Here is a 17,765-nt window from a genome sequence, read left to right as displayed (position 1 = left end):
ATTCATATTTTTTCATCATTTCATGTCATATTTCATCACATAGAGTTGAATATATTTTTAAATATACCAACAACAGTCAACAAAGTATACGCCAATGTCATCGCCATAAAAGTTAATCTCCAGACCGCTCTACATAATCTTTTACCATCAACCTTTCCTTTTATTCGGTTTTGAGCTCCTCCAATTAAACCCAATGCCAGTAACAAGAGCAGTAGAATCAAATAAAAACCGAATCGGGATGTAAATAGGACATTAAAGAGTGCTGCGACGGAAAATATCAGAAAAAAAGTGGTAATATCCATAGAAGTAAGCAATGATTTCTTCTTTTCCATTTTCAGAATGTAGCGACAAACCGCAAACACGATCAAAAACGGAAAAAAGGGAAGAATACTGAAAGTGATAATAGTACCTTGTATAAGACTCAACTGATCACCCCTCTTTTAGCCGCATTCCTTCAATTAATTGCCACAATACCTCATGAGTTGGCGCACTAATCCCAGCTCGCTTTGCCATCTGCACCAGTTGCCCGTTAATGGAAGCAACTTCGGTCATGGAATGTGCAAGTACATCAGCTAGCATAGACGAGTGATTCTCTGCCGTTGCCCGGCAAACATCCATAATTTGATCCCACCATGCGCTTTCCCAGCGGATACCATGAGCTTCATATACTTGAATGCCTTCATCATACAGCTTACGCATCATATGTATTCGAACAGGCTCCGATAGCAGCTCGCCATTCCGAACTCGCCATACAGCTGTCAGTGGATTGATCACAGCGTTAATCAACAACTTGCGATAAATCCCTTTCTCGATTTCTTTCGACAAGCAAACGTCAAATCCTGCTGCAAGCAGCCGATTTAACACATATTGTTTGAAATCAGTGTTGTGCTCTCCCTCTACTTCCTCCGAATATCCAATTTCAGTCACGCCCGATCCTGCATGCACAATGGATGCTGCGCCTTGTTTCTTGGCTCCTTCGGTTGTCACAGCAGGATATACTACAGCTTTAGGCCACGCCTGCCTGATGCGTTCTATATGACCGATTCCATTCTGTAAACAAATAATCCCTGTACCTGTTTCCGTTTGAGCTACAGGCTGGATCTGCTCCAATACTTCTTCTATCGCCCCCTGTTTAGTCAAAAACATGATCCACCGTGCCGAAGTTTGTGAATTTAACCGTTGCCAATCTGCCAATGGCGCTACCTTTAATTGGTCCCCCGATACATGAACAGCCACCTGTCCCTCCTTATCAAGCACAGTAATCCCTTCACGAGCAATGATGTGTGCCTGTTCAAGTGTTCGTGTCCACAGCCTTACTGTAGCACCCGAGGCCGATAATCTCCCGGCAAACAGCAATCCCAGCGAACCCGCTCCAATAATATCAATCACTTTGTATCGTCTCGCTTCCATCTTTTTTTCTACTATATCATATGCACTCCAATGTAATAACAAAAAACGCCAACTACGGCCAAGCGATAGTTGACGTTTTATTTAGATAGCTATTGTAATCTTGCTACTCAATGCGCTCCAGATTCCCATTAGCGTCCATTTTGAACCTGGATTTAAGCTCTTCCTCATCTTCAGTGATTAAAGCCAAACGCCGGGCACGGTCCATAATCTGAATCAGAGCTTTATAATCATCATTTACAACACGATAGTCGGTCTGCACATCATTCACTTCTTTGGACAGCCGGTCATTAATGGAGCGAAGCTGATTTAATTCTTCTTCCTTTTCCCGCAAATCTTTCTCCAGCATCTTAATCTGCCGATTAGTCTCCTGCACAGATCCCTTCCATTGACGCAAGAAGCGAATTACGGCATCAATAGATAACGTATCTTCACTCGTGCCATCGGTTCTGTATCCCCCTTCGACTGTATCGAGCGTGGCAAAGGCCGCTACCTGCGATACACCTACTGGGCTCTGCTTGCGAATATAACTGCGCTTCTGGCGCTGCGCTTTGGCAATGCTAATCGCTTCATCGTAACGTTTGCGCACGCAGCTATTCCAACGAAAGCCGCATGCCGCAGAGGTTCTACCTATTTTTTGTCCAACCTCCTCAAACGCAGCGAGCTGTGTTCCACCTTCCCGGATATGCCGCAATGTCACCTCCGCCAATATCAAGTCATCTTCCGCACTCCATGCATCTTGTCTTATTGCAGTCATGCCTCTAGCCCTCCTAACAACATCCTGAAATAACCGTCTTCATGAACCGATCTTGCCGGTATTTGAATAGGGTATAAAAGCTGTTTATTCATTCCTATGCCTCTCGTAGAGTTCATAGAATCTATTTGATACTAAATTGTATTTCCATTTCTGCCAGAACTCATACGTGAAGTAAACAGTTTCGGGTTTCACGCATGCTCTGACTGCTGTACAATAAAATGAATGGTTAAAGAATAAAAAAGGATCATATACATTACCATTAGTCTTTTTCTGGAATACATAAAAGGGGAAACTAAATGAATAAACGAATAAAAATCGCGATCTGCACCCTGCTGGTCCTCATAATGATGCTGACTTCCATATATGTACGTCCTACTTTGGCCGCTCCCTCTCCTGAAGAAAATCAGATTTTACAAGATAGCCTGTCTATCGTGGAGATCGACCATGAAATCGAGCGGATTAGTCAGGAACAGCAGGCTCTTTTACAGCGTCAGCAGGAACTGCGTAGTAGTCTAGCTGATCAACAGGAGCAAATGAACCTACAACGTAAGCGTGCAGGTTCTGTGCTGCGATCTTACTATATGGGAGAAAGGGACAAGCTGCTGAGTGTAGTGCTAGGGGCTAAAAGTATAAAGCAACTTCTCTCTTTGTACGATTATTACTTATTATTGATCAGTCACGATCAGGATGTGCTTCAGGAATACGAAGCCAATTATCAATTTATGCGAAAAACAGAGCAGCAAGTCGCCCAAGCCACGACGGAATTGGGGACGGTTAAAACAAACCTACTGGCACAACGTAAACGGATTCTCCAACTTCAGTCGCGTGTAGATGACGGCGTTAACGCTAGCGATAATCCTGATACTCTACGCAAGTTAATTGGCGAAATGACAGCTTATTGGGAGAATGTAGGGGTATACGAGGTAAATAAACACTTTAAAGCATTAGCTCAAGCAATGCAGGATTTACCCCAATTCATTCAACAACAGCAAGGTGCTATGATTACAAATGGAAAAATCATTACGATAAGCATTCGTGAAGAAGAATTTAACCGTTTTTTAAAGTCAGAGAATGAATTGTTTAATCACTTCAACTTTTCCTTCGTGCAGGATCAGATTGTGGTAGAAGGTCAGCAAGGAACGATGAAATTGAGGGTAGAAGGTCACTATACAGTAGAGAATGAACCCAAAAATGCCATTCTATTTCATGTAGATCGACTGGTATTTAACGGACTGGAATTGCCGGACACGACTCGCAACAAACTGGAAGAAGATTTTGATCTCGGCTTCTATCCACAGCAGCTTATATCATACGTCAAAGCTACAGAAGTACATGCTTTAAAAGGTATTCTTGAAGTTAAGCTCGAATTAAGTTTTAAGTAAGTTTTGCTCACCTACATTGTTCTGATTTTTGATATGAACAAAACAAAAGACCTCGGGATGTTCCCGAGGTCTTCATTATTTGTAATAACGATCAGGGGTTATAACAGATCAGCTGCCAACTGCGCGAGCTTGGAGCGTTCTCCTTTTTCCAACATAATATGTCCGCTAATCCCTTCTTGCTTAAACCGCTCCACCACATAGGTCAAGCCATTACTGGCTGCATCTAGGTAAGGATGATCAATTTGCTCTGGATCTCCCATCAGAATAATTTTACTTCCCTCACCTACCCGAGACACAATCGTTTTGATCTCATGTCGGGATAAATTTTGCGCCTCATCGATAATAATAAATTGCCCAGGTATCGAACGTCCGCGAATATAAGTGAGCGCCTCCACCTGAATACTGCCCAAGCCCATCAAAATTTTGTCGATATCCCCAGATTTTTTGGCATCAAACAGATACTCCAGATTGTCGTAGATTGGCTGCATCCAGGGGCGAAGCTTTTCTTCCTTTTCTCCCGGTAAATAACCGATATCCTTGCCCATAGGAACAACAGGCCGAGCAATTAACAGTTTCTTGAAGCGATGCTCATCCTCTACTTTAAGCAGCCCCGCCGCCAGTGCCAGTAGCGTTTTGCCTGTACCTGCTTTTCCAGTAATCGTCACAAGAGGGATATCATCATTAAGCAAAAGCTCCAATGCCATCCGTTGTTGAGCATTACGCGCGCTGATTCCCCACACCGATTCGTTACTTAAGTACAAAGGTTCTAATCGCTCTGCCTCCTGATTTACTTTCAGCAGTGCTGATTTTCCAGTGCCCATTTCATCTTTCAAAATAACAAATTCATGTGGATACAGCGTATAAGGTAGTTTCAGTGGTTTGATTGGTAAAAAACGGTTAGAGTAAAATTCATCTATGATGGACGGATGCACCTGTATCGCTGAGTATCCGGGGTACAACTCACTTGGATCGCCCGTTCTATCGGATAGGTAGTCTTCAGTCAGCAGCCCCAATACATCTGCCTTGATTCTGACTAATACGTCTTTACTAACCAACACCACTGAACGCGGATCAGATTGCTCCTGTTCTTCCAAATGATAATTTAAAGCAACTGCCAAAATCCGGTTATCGTTCGAAACCTCCCCGAACATCTCCTGAACTTTCAAAAAACTCCGGTGGTTTAACTCAACCTTAAGCCTTCCCCCTTGGGGAAGTGGAACTCCACTGTGAAGATGCCCCACTTCTCTCAACCCGTCCAACAATCGCGATACATTACGGGCATTCCGTCCAATCTCATCCGCGTTGCGTTTTTTGGAGTCGATTTCTTCCAGAACAACAGCTGGAATAACAACTTCATGTTCTTTGAAGGTAAAAATGGCTTTCGGATCATGCAGTAGCACATTCGTATCCAGCACAAAAATTTTCTTCATTAAATCCCCTCCAAAGCGGCGTGGACAATCTCATGTTTCATACCTATACCTATTCACTGGCTACCCAATACTTGCTGATTCCCTGAAAAAAGAACCCCAAAACAGCATAATGCAACGAAAAGTGTAGCTGAAGATAGCCTCAGAGCCTGTACATTTTTAAAATTAGACACAAAAGGCCCAGTGATTGCTCACTGGACCTAGACTGGGTTCACTTTAAATTTAGACATACCTCAACCCCCTTATGCTATATAAGAGCTTTACTCGCTGCGAGTATAACATAAGCGGGGAAAAAGATACATACTCAGGAATTGGAAGAAGCTTCAGTGCTGTCGCTTGCTTTTTTGGCTAATTCCTCTTGTAGCGCTTGTTTGGCCAAATCGAGCTGTTGCTCATCAATGTACACATAAGGGCTACGCCACGTTCCTGATACAGGATTGTATTTTACATTTTGCTTGGAAATATTCCAATAGGTTTGTACGATATTTTTCATTTGCTGTGACTCGATATCAGTCATCATATTCTTATCAACCGATTTAATAATTGCACTAAACTTGGTCAAAGCATTAAAGGATTGCATTTGGTCAATTAGGGAATGAAGCACCTGATTTTGTCGACGATTGCGATCAAAGTCGTCAGATTCAGCCGTTCTCGGACGACAATTCGACTTGCGGTAGCGAACAAAATCAAGAGCTTGGTCACCGTTCAAATGCTTGGCCCCAGCTGTCAAGTTAATATCGGTGCCATCAGCACGGTCTCGATAACACATATTTTTGTCAACCGTTACATCTACGCCACCTAGATTATCTACAACATCTCTAAAGCCCTGGAAGTTAATAACCGTTACATAATCAATATTAATGTTTAAATATTTGCCGATCATCTTCTTCATTTGCTCTTCAGCAACTTCACCAGAGTCTTTCTCTCTAGCCTTAAACACCGGATAATACTCATTCAGCTTGCGTGGTTTATACCCATCCATTTCTAGACGCGTATCACGAGGCAAGGACACAATGGTAGACGATTTTGTACTAGGGTTCAATGTAGCTACCATAATAACATCTGACAAATACGTCGGATGGTCAGGGCGATAGTCGGTTCCAAGCAATAAAATAGTCAAAGGCTTAGCCTCAGCTAATTGCGTTTTGGGCACTTCCTTGTTGATTCCAGTATCCAAAACTTCCTCTACCTGATTGTAAATATAGTAGGTATAACCACCTGCTGCCAAGATACCTATAATGAGTAGAAATAAGACAAACTTCATAAACGATCTGAAAAAGCTTTTTTTCTTTTTCGTTTTTTTCGGTTTGGCGGATTTTTTCCCGCTTTGTGTCCGGGGAGGCAATCCATTCGAAAGATTACTCATGCTTCAACACCTTTTCCTGCGTTTTGAGAAATATAGCTTTCTCCAAGTTTACAATCCTAAAACACATACAGCGGCGCATCCCATTTCCGGGCGTCGCCGCTGTGGCCAAAGACCAATCCTATGAATTAACTATTTGCTTGTGCTGTTTTACGTTGTTTCTCCGCACGCTCGCGCTCACCTTTGTTCAAGATCTTTTTACGCAAACGAATGGATTTAGGAGTGATTTCACAATACTCATCATCATTCAGGTATTCAAGCGCCTGCTCCAGAGAGAAGATAACAGGTGTTTTCAATTTAACTGTATCATCTTTTGTTGCGGAGCGAACGTTTGTTAATTGTTTTTCCTTACAGATGTTAACGACAATGTCGTTATCACGTGTGTGCTCACCAACGATCATACCCTCATAAATTTCAGTCCCTGGCTCCAAGAACAAAATACCACGATCTTCTACGCCCAGCATACCATAAAATGTAGAGGTGCCGTTTTCCGTGGATACGAGTACACCTTGATGACGTCCACCTACTTGACCGCCAACAAATGGTCCATAGCTGTCAAATGCATGGTTCATTACACCGTAGCCACGAGTCAAAGTAAGGAAGTTTGTAGTGTAACCGATCAAACCACGTGCAGGGATCAGGAATTCCAAGCGAACCTGTCCAGTACCGTTATTAATCATGTTGACCATTTCGGCTTTACGGGAGCCCAGGCTTTCCATAACTGCACCCATGCTTTCTTCCGGAATATCAATGAGGAGACGTTCGATTGGCTCCATTTTTTTACCGTCAATTTCCTTAACGATAACTTCCGGTTTGGACACTTGCAGTTCGTAACCTTCACGACGCATGTTTTCAATCAGGATTCCCAAATGCAATTCACCACGTCCAGATACAATAAAGGCATCCGGGCTATCGGTTTCATCAACACGCAAGCTGACATCTGTTTCGAGTTCTTTCAGAAGACGCTCACGCAATTTACGAGATGTTACCCACTTACCATCGCGACCTGCGAATGGACTGTTGTTAACCAAGAAGGTCATTTGCAGTGTAGGTTCATCAATTTTCAGTACAGGCAACGCTTCAGGATGATTTGGATCGGCAATGGTTTCACCAATGTTGATGTCCTTAATCCCCGCGATCGCCACAATGTCACCAGCGCCTGCTTGATCGGTTTCAATCCGTTTCAGTCCTTGGAAGCCGAACAACTTCTCAATACGCGCTGATTTACTGCTGCCATCACGTTGGATAACTGTGACCGCTTGTCCCTGCTTGATGATACCGCGGTTCACCCGACCTACTGCAATTCGGCCCAGGTATTCGTTATAGTCCATCAGTGTTACGAGGAATTGAAGAGGCTCATCTACTTTCTCAGTTGGAGATGGAATATGCTCTACCACTGTTTCGTACAATGCTTGCATGTTGTCATCTTGCTTTTCAGCATCCAAGCTGGAGGTTCCGTTCAGTGCCGAAGCGTACACAACAGGGAATTCTAATTGATCGTCATTCGCACCCAGCTCGATGAACAGATCGAGTACTTCGTCAATGACTTCTGCTGGACGAGCTGCCGGACGGTCAATTTTATTGACTACAACGATAGGCGTCAGATTTTGTTCCAGCGCTTTACGCAGTACGAATTTCGTTTGCGGCATGCAGCCTTCGTAAGCATCAACGACGAGCAAAACGCCGTCAACCATTTTCATGATCCGTTCCACTTCACCACCAAAGTCGGCGTGTCCCGGTGTATCTACAATGTTAATCAGGTAATCTTTGTAAGTGATAGCTGTATTTTTAGCCAAAATCGTAATACCGCGTTCACGTTCCAGATCGTTGGAGTCCATGGCGCGCTCCTGAACAGCCTCGTGTTCTCTAAATGTTCCAGACTGTTGAAGCAACTTATCGACAAGTGTCGTTTTTCCGTGGTCGACGTGGGCAATAATCGCAATATTGCGAATGTTCTCTCTTGCATGCATGGTTTGTATCCATATCCTTTCCGTATATCAAAATAGTGTCTCTATCCTGAAGCAATGCTCATTCAAGGCTAACAATCGTTCTTTAGGCCCACTCCCTGCCAGCCTTCTATATGTTTCAGGCTTTATACAGACAGCTTCTCTCTCCGATTCGCGTGAAAACCTTAAAATAAGCGTCAGAAATCATTCCGACGCTCTTTTCATATCCATTATATTATAGTAGAAATATGTCATAAAGCAAGACATTATTGCCTGTTCCGTAATTTACCGCCATGAAATCTGCACAGCTTGTCGGTTTACCAGTTGCGTTTGCTACGGTTGTTTATGACCAACCAGATTCCAGCTCCAATCAGCAAAACGGCAATAATATACATGATGCCTGTACTTAGCAAGGTAATAATTAATAATAGCACCGATATCAAGCCTAATAGCACGCTCCCTGTGTATACATTGCGAGAAAGCGAAATATCATTAATGGCATACTCCCATAATCCAATCGCCACACCTAGAAGGAACATAGGCCATAAGTAGACCATTAAATGCCATCCCCAAGTATTGCAGAGAAAAAAGAGGAAGCCGTATACCGACAAAATCCCTGCCGGCAGCAACATAAAGGGTGATACCTTGCGCATCATATACATTGCATGCAGCACGATTCCAGGTATTAAAATCAGCAAGGGCCAAAGGTTGCGTCCCAAGAAGGAGAACGTCCCCAATTTCCCCAACAAAATAATCAGTCCTACGGCAACAATGCCTACTCCGATCATACGCTCTTTTCCGGAATTCATCGTGGTCTCCTTTGTTTGCTGGATTTGTTTTTGAGTCATTAAATGTAGTTATTTTTAAGTACACTTTTATGAATATAGAGTTTTTACAAAAACCGAGCAAACTCCCCGGCATCTGCAAAACCCTATGTCTAGTTTAGCCGATGTTTTCCAAAAAAACCACGTTCAAATATGACGGGTCCGTAGCTGTCGATATATTCCTGCAATGAGAACTGCTACGGCCAGCAAGAGCGGTAACCATGCATGTATAACCTCACCCATGTCTGCTAACCATATGCCCAATTTGGGATCACGCAGTAGCATTTCTCCTGCCGTAAAGGCCAGAATGGCAGATCCCAGCAGAACAAGGATCGGGAATCGATGAAGCCAGATTGCTATCACATTGCTGCCCCAGACGACAATCGGAATACTAATTGCAATACCAATGACTATAATAGCAATGTCCCCATTGGCTAGAGCTGCAATAGCTAACACGTTATCTAGACTCATCACAAAGTCTGCTACTAGTATCACTTGTATTGCCTTCCAAATGGTTGTTTCCGCTCTTACTCCTACATGATCATCATTCTCATACAGCAACTTGAATGCAATCCATAACAGAAGTAAACCGCCCGCCGCCTGAATAAAAGGTATGCCCAGCAAAATAACAGCTACAAAAGTCAACACACAGCGCAGAAGGACCGCACCGACTGCCCCCCACCATATTGCTTGACTTCGCTGCCTTGCAGGCAAGTTTTTGCTCGCCATGGCTATAACAACTGCATTATCACCGCTTAGCACCAAATTAATCATTAATATTTTCAATAGCAAAATGATATGCTCCATATGTACAAACACCCCCATCCTACATGTATGCGAAATCGGACGAGGCTATGCTTGCAGGCATTTCAAATAAGTCATCATTTATTAATAACTGATATCCAATTTGTTGAGTATATACCTTGAATTCAATAACAAACAGCAATATAATGAATCGTATTTCCGAAAAACGGGTATTAACATAAACAACATGCAATGTTTTTGATGATGTTTAATCAGGGAGATGAGAACGATTGACATGTCTGTACTTCAGTTCTTTTGGCTATTGCTTAATGTAATATTTATTGACCTTCTACTCGCAGGAGATAACGCGATTGTAATTGGGCTTGCCGCCAGAAAGCTGCCTCCTACAATGCAAAAAAAAGCGATTCTATACGGCACCGGGGGTGCCCTGCTCATCCGCATAGCAGCCACTATTGTGGTACTTTGGTTGCTCCAAGTACCGTGGTTGTTACTCATTGGGGGTATGATGCTAGTCTGGATCGCGTATAAGTTGCTTGTGGACCAAGAGGATCATGCTGAAGTTAAAGCAGGCACAACGCTATGGGGTGCTATCCGCACCATTATTGTCGCCGATGCGGCAATGGGTCTGGACAACGTGATTGCTGTTGCTGGCGCGGCCCAGCAACATTTGATACTTGTAGTGCTGGGCCTGTTAATCAGTGTGCCGATCGTTGTATGGGGAAGCACTCTTTTTATCAAGCTGATCAACAAATTCCCCTGGATCATCTATTTAGGATCGGCTGTGCTTGGTTATACGGCCTCTAATATGATCACTGAAGAACGTAAGCTGGCACCATACTTTACGGAGCATCCGGCGCTGCGTATCTTGTTTATTGCCACCGTTATGGCTGGCATTTTGCTCACAGGGTATCTTCAAAATCGCAGAGCAGTATCCCGTCGAGAAAAAGCCATCTAAAAGAGGTTTCAAAAGGACCTCACCCAAATAGAAAGGCAGACCCCAACATTGTTGCGGGTCTGCCTTTTTTATTAAAACCAATCTTCCTGTATAACTTCCTCTTTACGCCCCTCTACAGCTCCACCTGCCTCAAGGACAACCGTCTCCGTTGTAGCTACAGCCTGATCGATCAAAGCATTTAAATCCCGAATAGAGGCTTCAATCTTCTGCACTACCCACAAATTCGGATTGGTCGTGGGAGATTTGGGAACAAACAATGTACAGCAATCCTCATACGGGAGAATGGATAAATCGTAGGTGCCAATTTGCTTAGCGATTTCTGTGATCTCCTGCTTATCCATCATGACGAGAGGTCGCAGCAAGGGGAGTTCCGTCGAACGACCAATCACATTCATGCTGGATAGCGTTTGACTAGCAACTTGACCCAGACTGTCGCCCGTCACGAGTGCCAATGCTCCTTCACGCTCTGCCAGCATTGTTGCAATTCGCAGCATAGACCGCCTCATTAGCGTAATAATCAAATTATCCTGCCCAGTGCGAGTAAAGGCCGTCTGCACCTCTGTAAACGGCACAAGGTGGATTTTGATTCGGCCCGCGTATCCTGCTAATACTTTTGCCAAATCAATAACCTTTTCTTTCGCACGCTCACTTGTAAATGGATAGCTATAAAAATGTACACATTCGATTTCCAAGCCTCTACGCATGGATGACCATCCTGCTACCGGACTGTCAATTCCACCGGACAGCAGCAGCATAGCTTTGCCGTTCGTCCCTAACGGAAAGCCCCCTACAGCCATAATAACATCACTAAAAATATATGCCGCCTGCTCTCTTACCTCCACACGCAGCTCAATATTAGGTTGACGTACATCGACCCTCAGCGCCGGAAAATTCCGCAATATAGGAGAACCAATTAAATGATTCATCTCTTGTGAAGAATGGGGAAACTCCTTCCATACTCTGCGGGCATTTACCTTGAATGTCGTTCCCTCGTCTACGTTCAGCTCATGCATTAAAGCTACAGCCGTCTCAATGATAGCATCCAACTCAACAGGAGCCATTTTGACAGGACTAATCGTCGTGATGCCAAACACCTTTTGCAATACTTGAATGATCTGTTCATAAGGCTCTCCTCCGAGAACCACATAAATCCGTCCAAATTCCTTGCGCAAAGAAGCACCTGGAAAAGGCTTAAGCAACAGTTTTACGTGTTTCAGTACAGCCTTTTCAAAACGAGCACGATTCTTCCCTTTTAATGTAAATTCGCCGAAGCGAAGTAACAGCATATCATAGTGCATTTTAACGTTTCCACCTTTCAAGGGATTCCAGCTTGGCTACAGCCTGTCGAAGTGCGAGTATGAGCTCGTCGATATCCTGTTCCGTATGTTCATCACCAAAGCTGATACGAATGCCGCCGGCTGCTTCTGCCTCATTGCGGCCCATCGCCAGCAGTACCCGGCTGGGCTCGGCTAATTTTGAAGAGCAAGCCGATTTGGTGGACACTGCCACACCCAATTGCTCCAGCGTATGCAGCAGTACCTCGGCCTTCATGCCCGGATACGAAAAGTGGACAATATGCGGCGCTTCTTTCCCACTGTTCAGCCGCAGTTGTGGGATTGTTTTCAATTCTGCAGCCACTCGTTCTCTCCACTCAATCATGCGCTGTGCTGTCTCTGCTTGTCGTTCGCCCGCCAGCCGTACCGCCTTGGACATACCGACAAGCGATGGTACATTTTCGGTACCCGCACGAACCCCTTGCTCCTGAGAGCCGCCACTAAGCAGTGGGAAAAGCTCTACACCTTCTCGAACGAATAGCAACCCCACACCTTTGGGTCCACGTAGCTTATGCGCTGAAAGGCTATACAGATCAGCTTGCCACCCCCGGATATCAACCGGCAGCTTTCCAAACCCCTGTACACCGTCAATATGAAATAGGACTCGGGGGAACCGCTTTTTCAGCGCGGCTCCGATATCATGTAATGGTTGCACCCTTCCCGTCTCATTATTGACATGCATGATACTGACTAAAATCGTATCTTTACGAACAGCTGCACAAACCTGTTCGGCAGTCACATGACCTTCTTCATCCACAGGTAAAAAAGTAACCTCAAAACCCAAATTTGTTAGCTGTTTGCATGCTTCATACACAGACGGATGCTCTGTCGATACAGTAACGATATGTTTGCCTCTAGTCTGATACTGCAAAGCTGCTCCCTTAACGGCAAGATTATTACTTTCCGTTGCCCCGGATGTGAAGACAATCTCCGAAGGAGATACTCCCAAAGCTGCAGCGCATACTTCGCGCGAGCGCTTAATCAACTTAGCCGCGTCCTCTCCATACCGATGCATGGAAGATGGATTGCCATAATGGCGTCTCATTACCTCGGCAACGGTTGTAATCACCTCTTCAAAAGGCGGAGTTGTCGCGGCATAATCAAAATATTTCATCAAACTCCCCTTTCTGCCCCACAACTGCTACAACAAAAAAAGACCAAAACAGGGAAAGGCCGCTTCATTACAGCGACACCCTTTCCCCATATTGATCCTGTCTGCGGACCTAATCGAATTGAAATTACGCACTTTTATGCTATAAGCTATAGGGCTTAGATGGTATATTTTTCACGTGCATTCTGAATTTTGGAAATATATCTTTGCGTTTCTACCGGAAGCTTGTCCAGTACAGACATCAACTGCTCATCACTACTTACTCCAAGCCGCTGCACCCGTCCGGGACCTGCATTGTACGCAGCCAGCGCCATATTTTCCTGTCCGTTAAAACGTTTAATCTGGTAAGACAAATAGCGTACGCCAGCATCAATATTTTGTGCAGGATCATAGGGGTCACTAACTCCCAGACCTTGAGCTGTAGCATCCATCAACTGCATAAGTCCTTTGGCTCCGGCCGAAGAAGTAACCGATGGATTAAATGAAGATTCCGTATCAATAACTGCTTTAATCAAAGCTACCGGAACGCCGTATTTCTGACTTGCCTCATTAATCAAACTATCATACGCTGTAGCTTTTGTAGGTCCGTCCGTTGCCGCATTGGAAGAAGCCGGATAGACTGCCAATGGCGAAGCCGTTCCCCTCGAAGGTCCCAGTTGTAGCCAGAGCAAGCCGTTTTCATCTCTGGTAACATCGCCTGAATTTTCTTGGGTGACAGCATCATCTGTTTCCAGCTGACCTACTTGTTCCAGCAATCCAGAAAAAGCATCCGCTGTACCCGTCTGGGTCGTAGCACTCATATTATTTAACAGCTGCATGTCTAACATAGATTTGGACACGCGCGGATCAATTTGCATGTGGTGTTCCCAACTTTCTATAGTTGTTATATCCCAAATAGCTTGTCGTTATTGCTATGATACAACTTTTTACTATGTACTTCCATACTTTTTAATGAAAAAAAGCTCCGTTTCTGTCGAAAAGACAGCGGAGCTAAGATATCGGAACCTTTACCCAACAGGGTTAGCGCACAAACGGGATAAAAGCAAAATAACTCAAGGTTGCCAATGCGCCAAGACCAATCGACCAAATACCGGTTGTTTTACTGCCATTTACATAAGCAAAAAATCCTAAAACTGCCGCAATGGGTCCCAGCACAATAGACCACATAAACAATGATGCGATACCAGCAGCCAGCCCAATATAGCCGGAAATACGACCACTATTGTTTATAACCTGCTCTTCACCCTTGTTCTCATGTTTGGTCACAACTGGCGAGCCAGGAGCAACCTCTGCGGCATATTCCTCACGATGATGGCGGCGCTTGGCAGAGCGCTCCTGAACGTGACGAGGATAATCTACACGTTCACGGCTAACATGCTCTTCATTCTTATGCTTATCGTTTTCATGATCTTCCATAATTCCTGCACCTCCAAATGGAAATGAATCGCGTAATAAATCTACAGAGACTTCGGCTTAAAGGTGTGGCAACAGGTTGCAGCAGACGTTGCAGCCTTATCACGTTCTTCTGAACTAAAGCTTTCCCCCGCATATTCTTCTTTAAATTTTTTCCCGGCATGACCATCTACTTCAATCATGATCAAATCTGCCTTGCAAAAGTTGTTTTCTCCCCAATAATGGCAATTGGCTACACTGCACTTTACGATTGGCTTGGCCTCTTGGCTCATGATCATCACCTCGGATTCATTGTCCCCCCGCTCGTCTGCACCTATGCGTTCATGGCATATGGCAGTTGGTGACATACGAAAAAAGCCGCTTCCCTTCGTCTCCTCCAAACTGGCAGGAAACAAGTAGAAAACGGCTTGCTTGTCTTGTTTTAGTTTTTGATTAGAAATGAATTTCTGGATTGAATGCTTTAGGCATGAGTACGACGAGTCTGCATCCGGCGCTGTGTCAAATAATCACTTTCATAATAAGTCAGATCATCACGCAATTCTTCAAAATTTTTCGTAATGTCCATGATCACTTCGCGTGCGGCTGGCACAGGCGTTTTACGGAAGCGGATAGCATCTTGTCCCGTATAAGCATAGCGTCCGTCCTCTGCGTAAGATTCATTTTTGGGATAAAAAAAGCTGTTCACGCAGTCATGGTATACGTTATACAATGCCTTTTCCGCAAAATCGACGTCAAAGTTGGCACGGCGCAAAGCCACACCCAGCTTTTCATAGGATACTTCGGAAAAAACAAGGACATGGCGGAGATCCGATAAAAAACCTTTGTAAAAAAGTACAGACTCCTCATTGCCATCCACAGCCAGTTGCGGCAGAGCATGCTCATTGAGAAATGTTTCCACACGTTTTACGGCAGTTTTCAGTCTCTCCTGCGCCGACTCACATAATTTTTGTACGTTGACTGCTGACATCAAGGCAGCTCCCCCTTATTTGTTGCTTGTTCATCAATTTGGTTACCCGAAAATAGTCCCTTCTAACCGAAAGAGCTGTAATTTTCAGTATTTATCCTACCACAAATAAGCATTGAAAGGTATAAAAACATGCCAACCTCCTCACGCTAAACCATAAATTTATGAATACTTAAGGAGGACGGTTCATGTCTCGGCGAAAATGGTTAAAACCCCTGCTTGGAGCAGCTGCCGGGGTGCTTCTGATCACACTGATGCTGCCTTCACGCGATCACCGCCACACACCACAGCCCGAATATACGACCAAGATGGTACCACAGCAGGAGAAGCAGCTTAAAAAAGGAATGTTGGCTTTGGACCTGTCCGCTACAGATACCCTCACACGGATGGACGCAAGACAGGATATTCAATACGTAATGCGGGAGCTGAATGGTAAAACTGCCGATCAGAAAAGACAGTTCACCCACACATTGCAGCAATCACACAGTCATCTTCATACGCTCCAGTGGATTCACATTAGGGACGGAAAGACTAACACCTATACAGGTAGCAAAGCACAGACAAGTCTGCTAAGCCATCCTCAAATTCAAAGCAGCTTGGCTGCAGCTCGTCGTTCCGTCACGCAAAATAAATCCTATGAATCGGCTGCTTTTCAGATTGAAGGCGGTAAATATTTCGTCATGGCTGAACCATCGGCTGACGGAACATGCGGTGTTGCTGCTCTAGTCAGTCAGCAAGTATTGCGTGACGTGGAGAAGCACCAGCGCAAAAATTTGCGTTTAATTCCCTATCCAAAAGAAGGTAGCTACAAAATCGAATCCGTACATCCCGACACATTGCACGATATCACGGTCAAAACGGGACACGACAACGAAAATGCAAGCCATTATTTTGAAAACGAAATTGTGGTTCGCTTCCGTCACAATCCTGATTCACGACAACTGCAGGAAATTGCAGCAGACTTACATTGTGAGCCAGGTCGCAAGCTTGGTTATACTTATGTATTTCATTCGGATAAGATGAACTTTAAAGAGCTAAAGCAATACTTTTCACGAAAGTGGAATCCACTTTATGCTGAGCCTCACTATGTGTATCTGACTAATGAGAAAGCACCTATCAAAGCGGACAGCTCTATTCCTAATGATCTGCTTTTTTCTCGCTATCAATGGAACCTGCCTGCTACCGAAACCAACAGAGGTTGGAAACTAAGCAAAGGCAGCAAGGATGTAATTGTCGCGGTTGTAGATACAGGAGTGGATTTGGATCATCCTGATCTAAAAGGTCAAATTCTTTCAGGGCATAACGTGGTCAACCCGTCTGAAAAGCCTTATGATGACGTCGGTCACGGAACGCATGTCGCTGGCATCATTTCTGCGCTCGTAAATAACGGTGAGGGAGTCGCCGGTATGACGTGGTACAACAAGGTCATGCCGATCAAGGTACTTGACCAATCTGGCTCCGGTACGACTTACTCGGTTGCAGAAGGTATTATATGGGCAGCTGATCACGGGGCCAAGGTCATCAATTTGAGTCTCGGCAACTATGCACAAGCTTCATTTTTGCATGATGCAATCAAATACGCTTATGACAAAGATGTTGTATTAGTTGCAGCCACAGGCAATGATAATACGGAGCGACCTGGTTATCCAGCAGCATACCCTGAAGTATTTGCCGTTTCTGCTACAGATTCTTCTATGCACCGCGCATCCTTTTCTAACTACGGCGATTACGTGGACGTCATGGCTCCAGGTGCAAGTATTGCCAGTACGTATCCAGGGAATCAATATGCTGCGCTGTCGGGTACTTCAATGGCCAGTCCACATGTATCAGCGCTAGCTGCCCTGATTCGATCCATTAACCCTGATCTAACCAATAAAGAGGTAATGGATTTAATGAGAGACAGCGTAATTGATTTGGGCACACCAGGACATGACAAATATTTTGGGTATGGTCAAATCGACGTGTATAAAGCATTGAAAGCAGCACAACGTCCGTATGTTCCCCTGCAATTCTATCCACAGCATTTCAGTGACAAGTTAAAATCCCTATTGAGGAAACTGGAAGCCTAGGATACCCCAGAAAAAGCAGCCATGTTGCTCCATGGCTGCCTTTTTAGG

General features: G+C 44.5%; 17 protein-coding genes. 3 read left to right on the top strand and 14 right to left on the bottom strand.

Going from position 1 to position 17,765, the window contains the following annotated elements:
- Positions 1–35: 35 nt before the first annotated feature.
- The 3 genes from MMB75_RS02485 to MMB75_RS02475 all read right to left on the bottom strand — a co-directional run bounded on the left by MMB75_RS02485 (position 36) and on the right by MMB75_RS02475 (position 2,164).
- Complete coding sequence (locus MMB75_RS02485) at positions 36–425, bottom strand: DUF3397 domain-containing protein (RefSeq protein ID WP_013372105.1); 390 nt, start codon at positions 423–425, stop codon at positions 36–38.
- Positions 426–429: 4 nt separating this feature from the next.
- Positions 430–1,410: a ketopantoate reductase family protein gene (locus MMB75_RS02480; protein WP_016821556.1), complete on the bottom strand. Its 981-nt coding sequence runs from the start codon at positions 1,408–1,410 to the stop codon at positions 430–432.
- A gap of 103 nt (positions 1,411–1,513) precedes the next feature.
- On the bottom strand, positions 1,514–2,164 hold the full coding sequence (locus MMB75_RS02475; protein WP_016821557.1) for an RsfA family transcriptional regulator: 651 nt from the start codon (positions 2,162–2,164) through the stop codon (positions 1,514–1,516).
- A gap of 296 nt (positions 2,165–2,460) precedes the next feature.
- On the opposite strand from MMB75_RS02475, the gene MMB75_RS02470 reads away from it, so the two are divergent.
- Entirely contained in the window at positions 2,461–3,546 is a 1,086-nt protein-coding gene (locus tag MMB75_RS02470) for a coiled-coil domain-containing protein (RefSeq protein ID WP_045244388.1), read from the top strand.
- A 98-nt stretch (positions 3,547–3,644) separates the two neighbouring features.
- Here the strand turns inward: MMB75_RS02470 and MMB75_RS02465 are convergent, their stop codons facing one another.
- From MMB75_RS02465 to MMB75_RS02445, 5 genes are all read right to left on the bottom strand, one after another.
- Positions 3,645–4,976, bottom strand: a complete 1,332-nt coding sequence (locus MMB75_RS02465; RefSeq protein ID WP_019688036.1) for a PhoH family protein — start codon at positions 4,974–4,976, stop codon at positions 3,645–3,647.
- Positions 4,977–5,277: 301 nt separating this feature from the next.
- A complete protein-coding gene (locus tag MMB75_RS02460) occupies positions 5,278–6,339 on the bottom strand; it encodes an LCP family protein (RefSeq protein ID WP_016821561.1) in 1,062 nt (353 codons plus the stop codon).
- A 125-nt stretch (positions 6,340–6,464) separates the two neighbouring features.
- Complete coding sequence (typA, locus tag MMB75_RS02455; protein WP_016821562.1) at positions 6,465–8,306, bottom strand: translational GTPase TypA; 1,842 nt, start codon at positions 8,304–8,306, stop codon at positions 6,465–6,467.
- Positions 8,307–8,599: 293 nt separating this feature from the next.
- The gene (locus MMB75_RS02450) at positions 8,600–9,091 is read right to left on the bottom strand and encodes a hypothetical protein (RefSeq protein ID WP_016821563.1); all 492 of its coding nucleotides are present in this window, start codon (positions 9,089–9,091) and stop codon (positions 8,600–8,602) included.
- A 162-nt stretch (positions 9,092–9,253) separates the two neighbouring features.
- Positions 9,254–9,913 carry a TerC family protein gene (locus MMB75_RS02445; RefSeq protein WP_031461786.1) on the bottom strand — a complete coding sequence of 220 codons (660 nt, stop codon included), beginning with the start codon at positions 9,911–9,913 and terminating at the stop codon, positions 9,254–9,256.
- 217 nt (positions 9,914–10,130) lie between these two features.
- Here MMB75_RS02445 and MMB75_RS02440 point away from each other — a divergent pair, with 217 nt between their 5' ends.
- Entirely contained in the window at positions 10,131–10,826 is a 696-nt protein-coding gene (locus MMB75_RS02440; RefSeq protein WP_031461787.1) for a TerC family protein, read from the top strand.
- A gap of 71 nt (positions 10,827–10,897) precedes the next feature.
- Here the strand turns inward: MMB75_RS02440 and thiI are convergent, their stop codons facing one another.
- The 6 genes from thiI to MMB75_RS02410 all read right to left on the bottom strand — a co-directional run bounded on the left by thiI (position 10,898) and on the right by MMB75_RS02410 (position 15,651).
- Positions 10,898–12,124 (bottom strand): tRNA uracil 4-sulfurtransferase ThiI, encoded by a 1,227-nt coding sequence (gene thiI, locus MMB75_RS02435; protein WP_031461788.1) that lies wholly within the window; start codon positions 12,122–12,124, stop codon positions 10,898–10,900.
- 1 nt (position 12,125) lies between these two features.
- Complete coding sequence (locus MMB75_RS02430; RefSeq protein WP_039276129.1) at positions 12,126–13,274, bottom strand: cysteine desulfurase family protein; 1,149 nt, start codon at positions 13,272–13,274, stop codon at positions 12,126–12,128.
- A 155-nt stretch (positions 13,275–13,429) separates the two neighbouring features.
- Positions 13,430–14,128 carry a lytic transglycosylase domain-containing protein gene (locus MMB75_RS02425; RefSeq protein WP_016821568.1) on the bottom strand — a complete coding sequence of 233 codons (699 nt, stop codon included), beginning with the start codon at positions 14,126–14,128 and terminating at the stop codon, positions 13,430–13,432.
- 163 nt (positions 14,129–14,291) lie between these two features.
- On the bottom strand, positions 14,292–14,687 hold the full coding sequence (locus MMB75_RS02420) for a hypothetical protein (protein WP_016821569.1): 396 nt from the start codon (positions 14,685–14,687) through the stop codon (positions 14,292–14,294).
- A gap of 41 nt (positions 14,688–14,728) precedes the next feature.
- Positions 14,729–14,956 (bottom strand): DUF1540 domain-containing protein, encoded by a 228-nt coding sequence (locus MMB75_RS02415; protein ID WP_025365350.1) that lies wholly within the window; start codon positions 14,954–14,956, stop codon positions 14,729–14,731.
- A 188-nt stretch (positions 14,957–15,144) separates the two neighbouring features.
- Positions 15,145–15,651, bottom strand: a complete 507-nt coding sequence (locus MMB75_RS02410; RefSeq protein ID WP_016821571.1) for a YpuI family protein — start codon at positions 15,649–15,651, stop codon at positions 15,145–15,147.
- A gap of 185 nt (positions 15,652–15,836) precedes the next feature.
- Between MMB75_RS02410 and MMB75_RS02405 the strand changes: the two genes are divergently transcribed.
- On the top strand, positions 15,837–17,717 hold the full coding sequence (locus MMB75_RS02405; protein WP_277506895.1) for a S8 family peptidase: 1,881 nt from the start codon (positions 15,837–15,839) through the stop codon (positions 17,715–17,717).
- Positions 17,718–17,765 lie beyond the last annotated feature (48 nt).

The organism is Paenibacillus sp. P2(2022) (genome assembly GCF_029522175.1).
GTDB lineage: Bacteria > Bacillota > Bacilli > Paenibacillales > Paenibacillaceae > Paenibacillus > Paenibacillus polymyxa.
The sequence above is the reverse complement of the archived record's forward strand: the minus strand, read 5'-3'. Positions and strand labels throughout refer to the sequence as shown.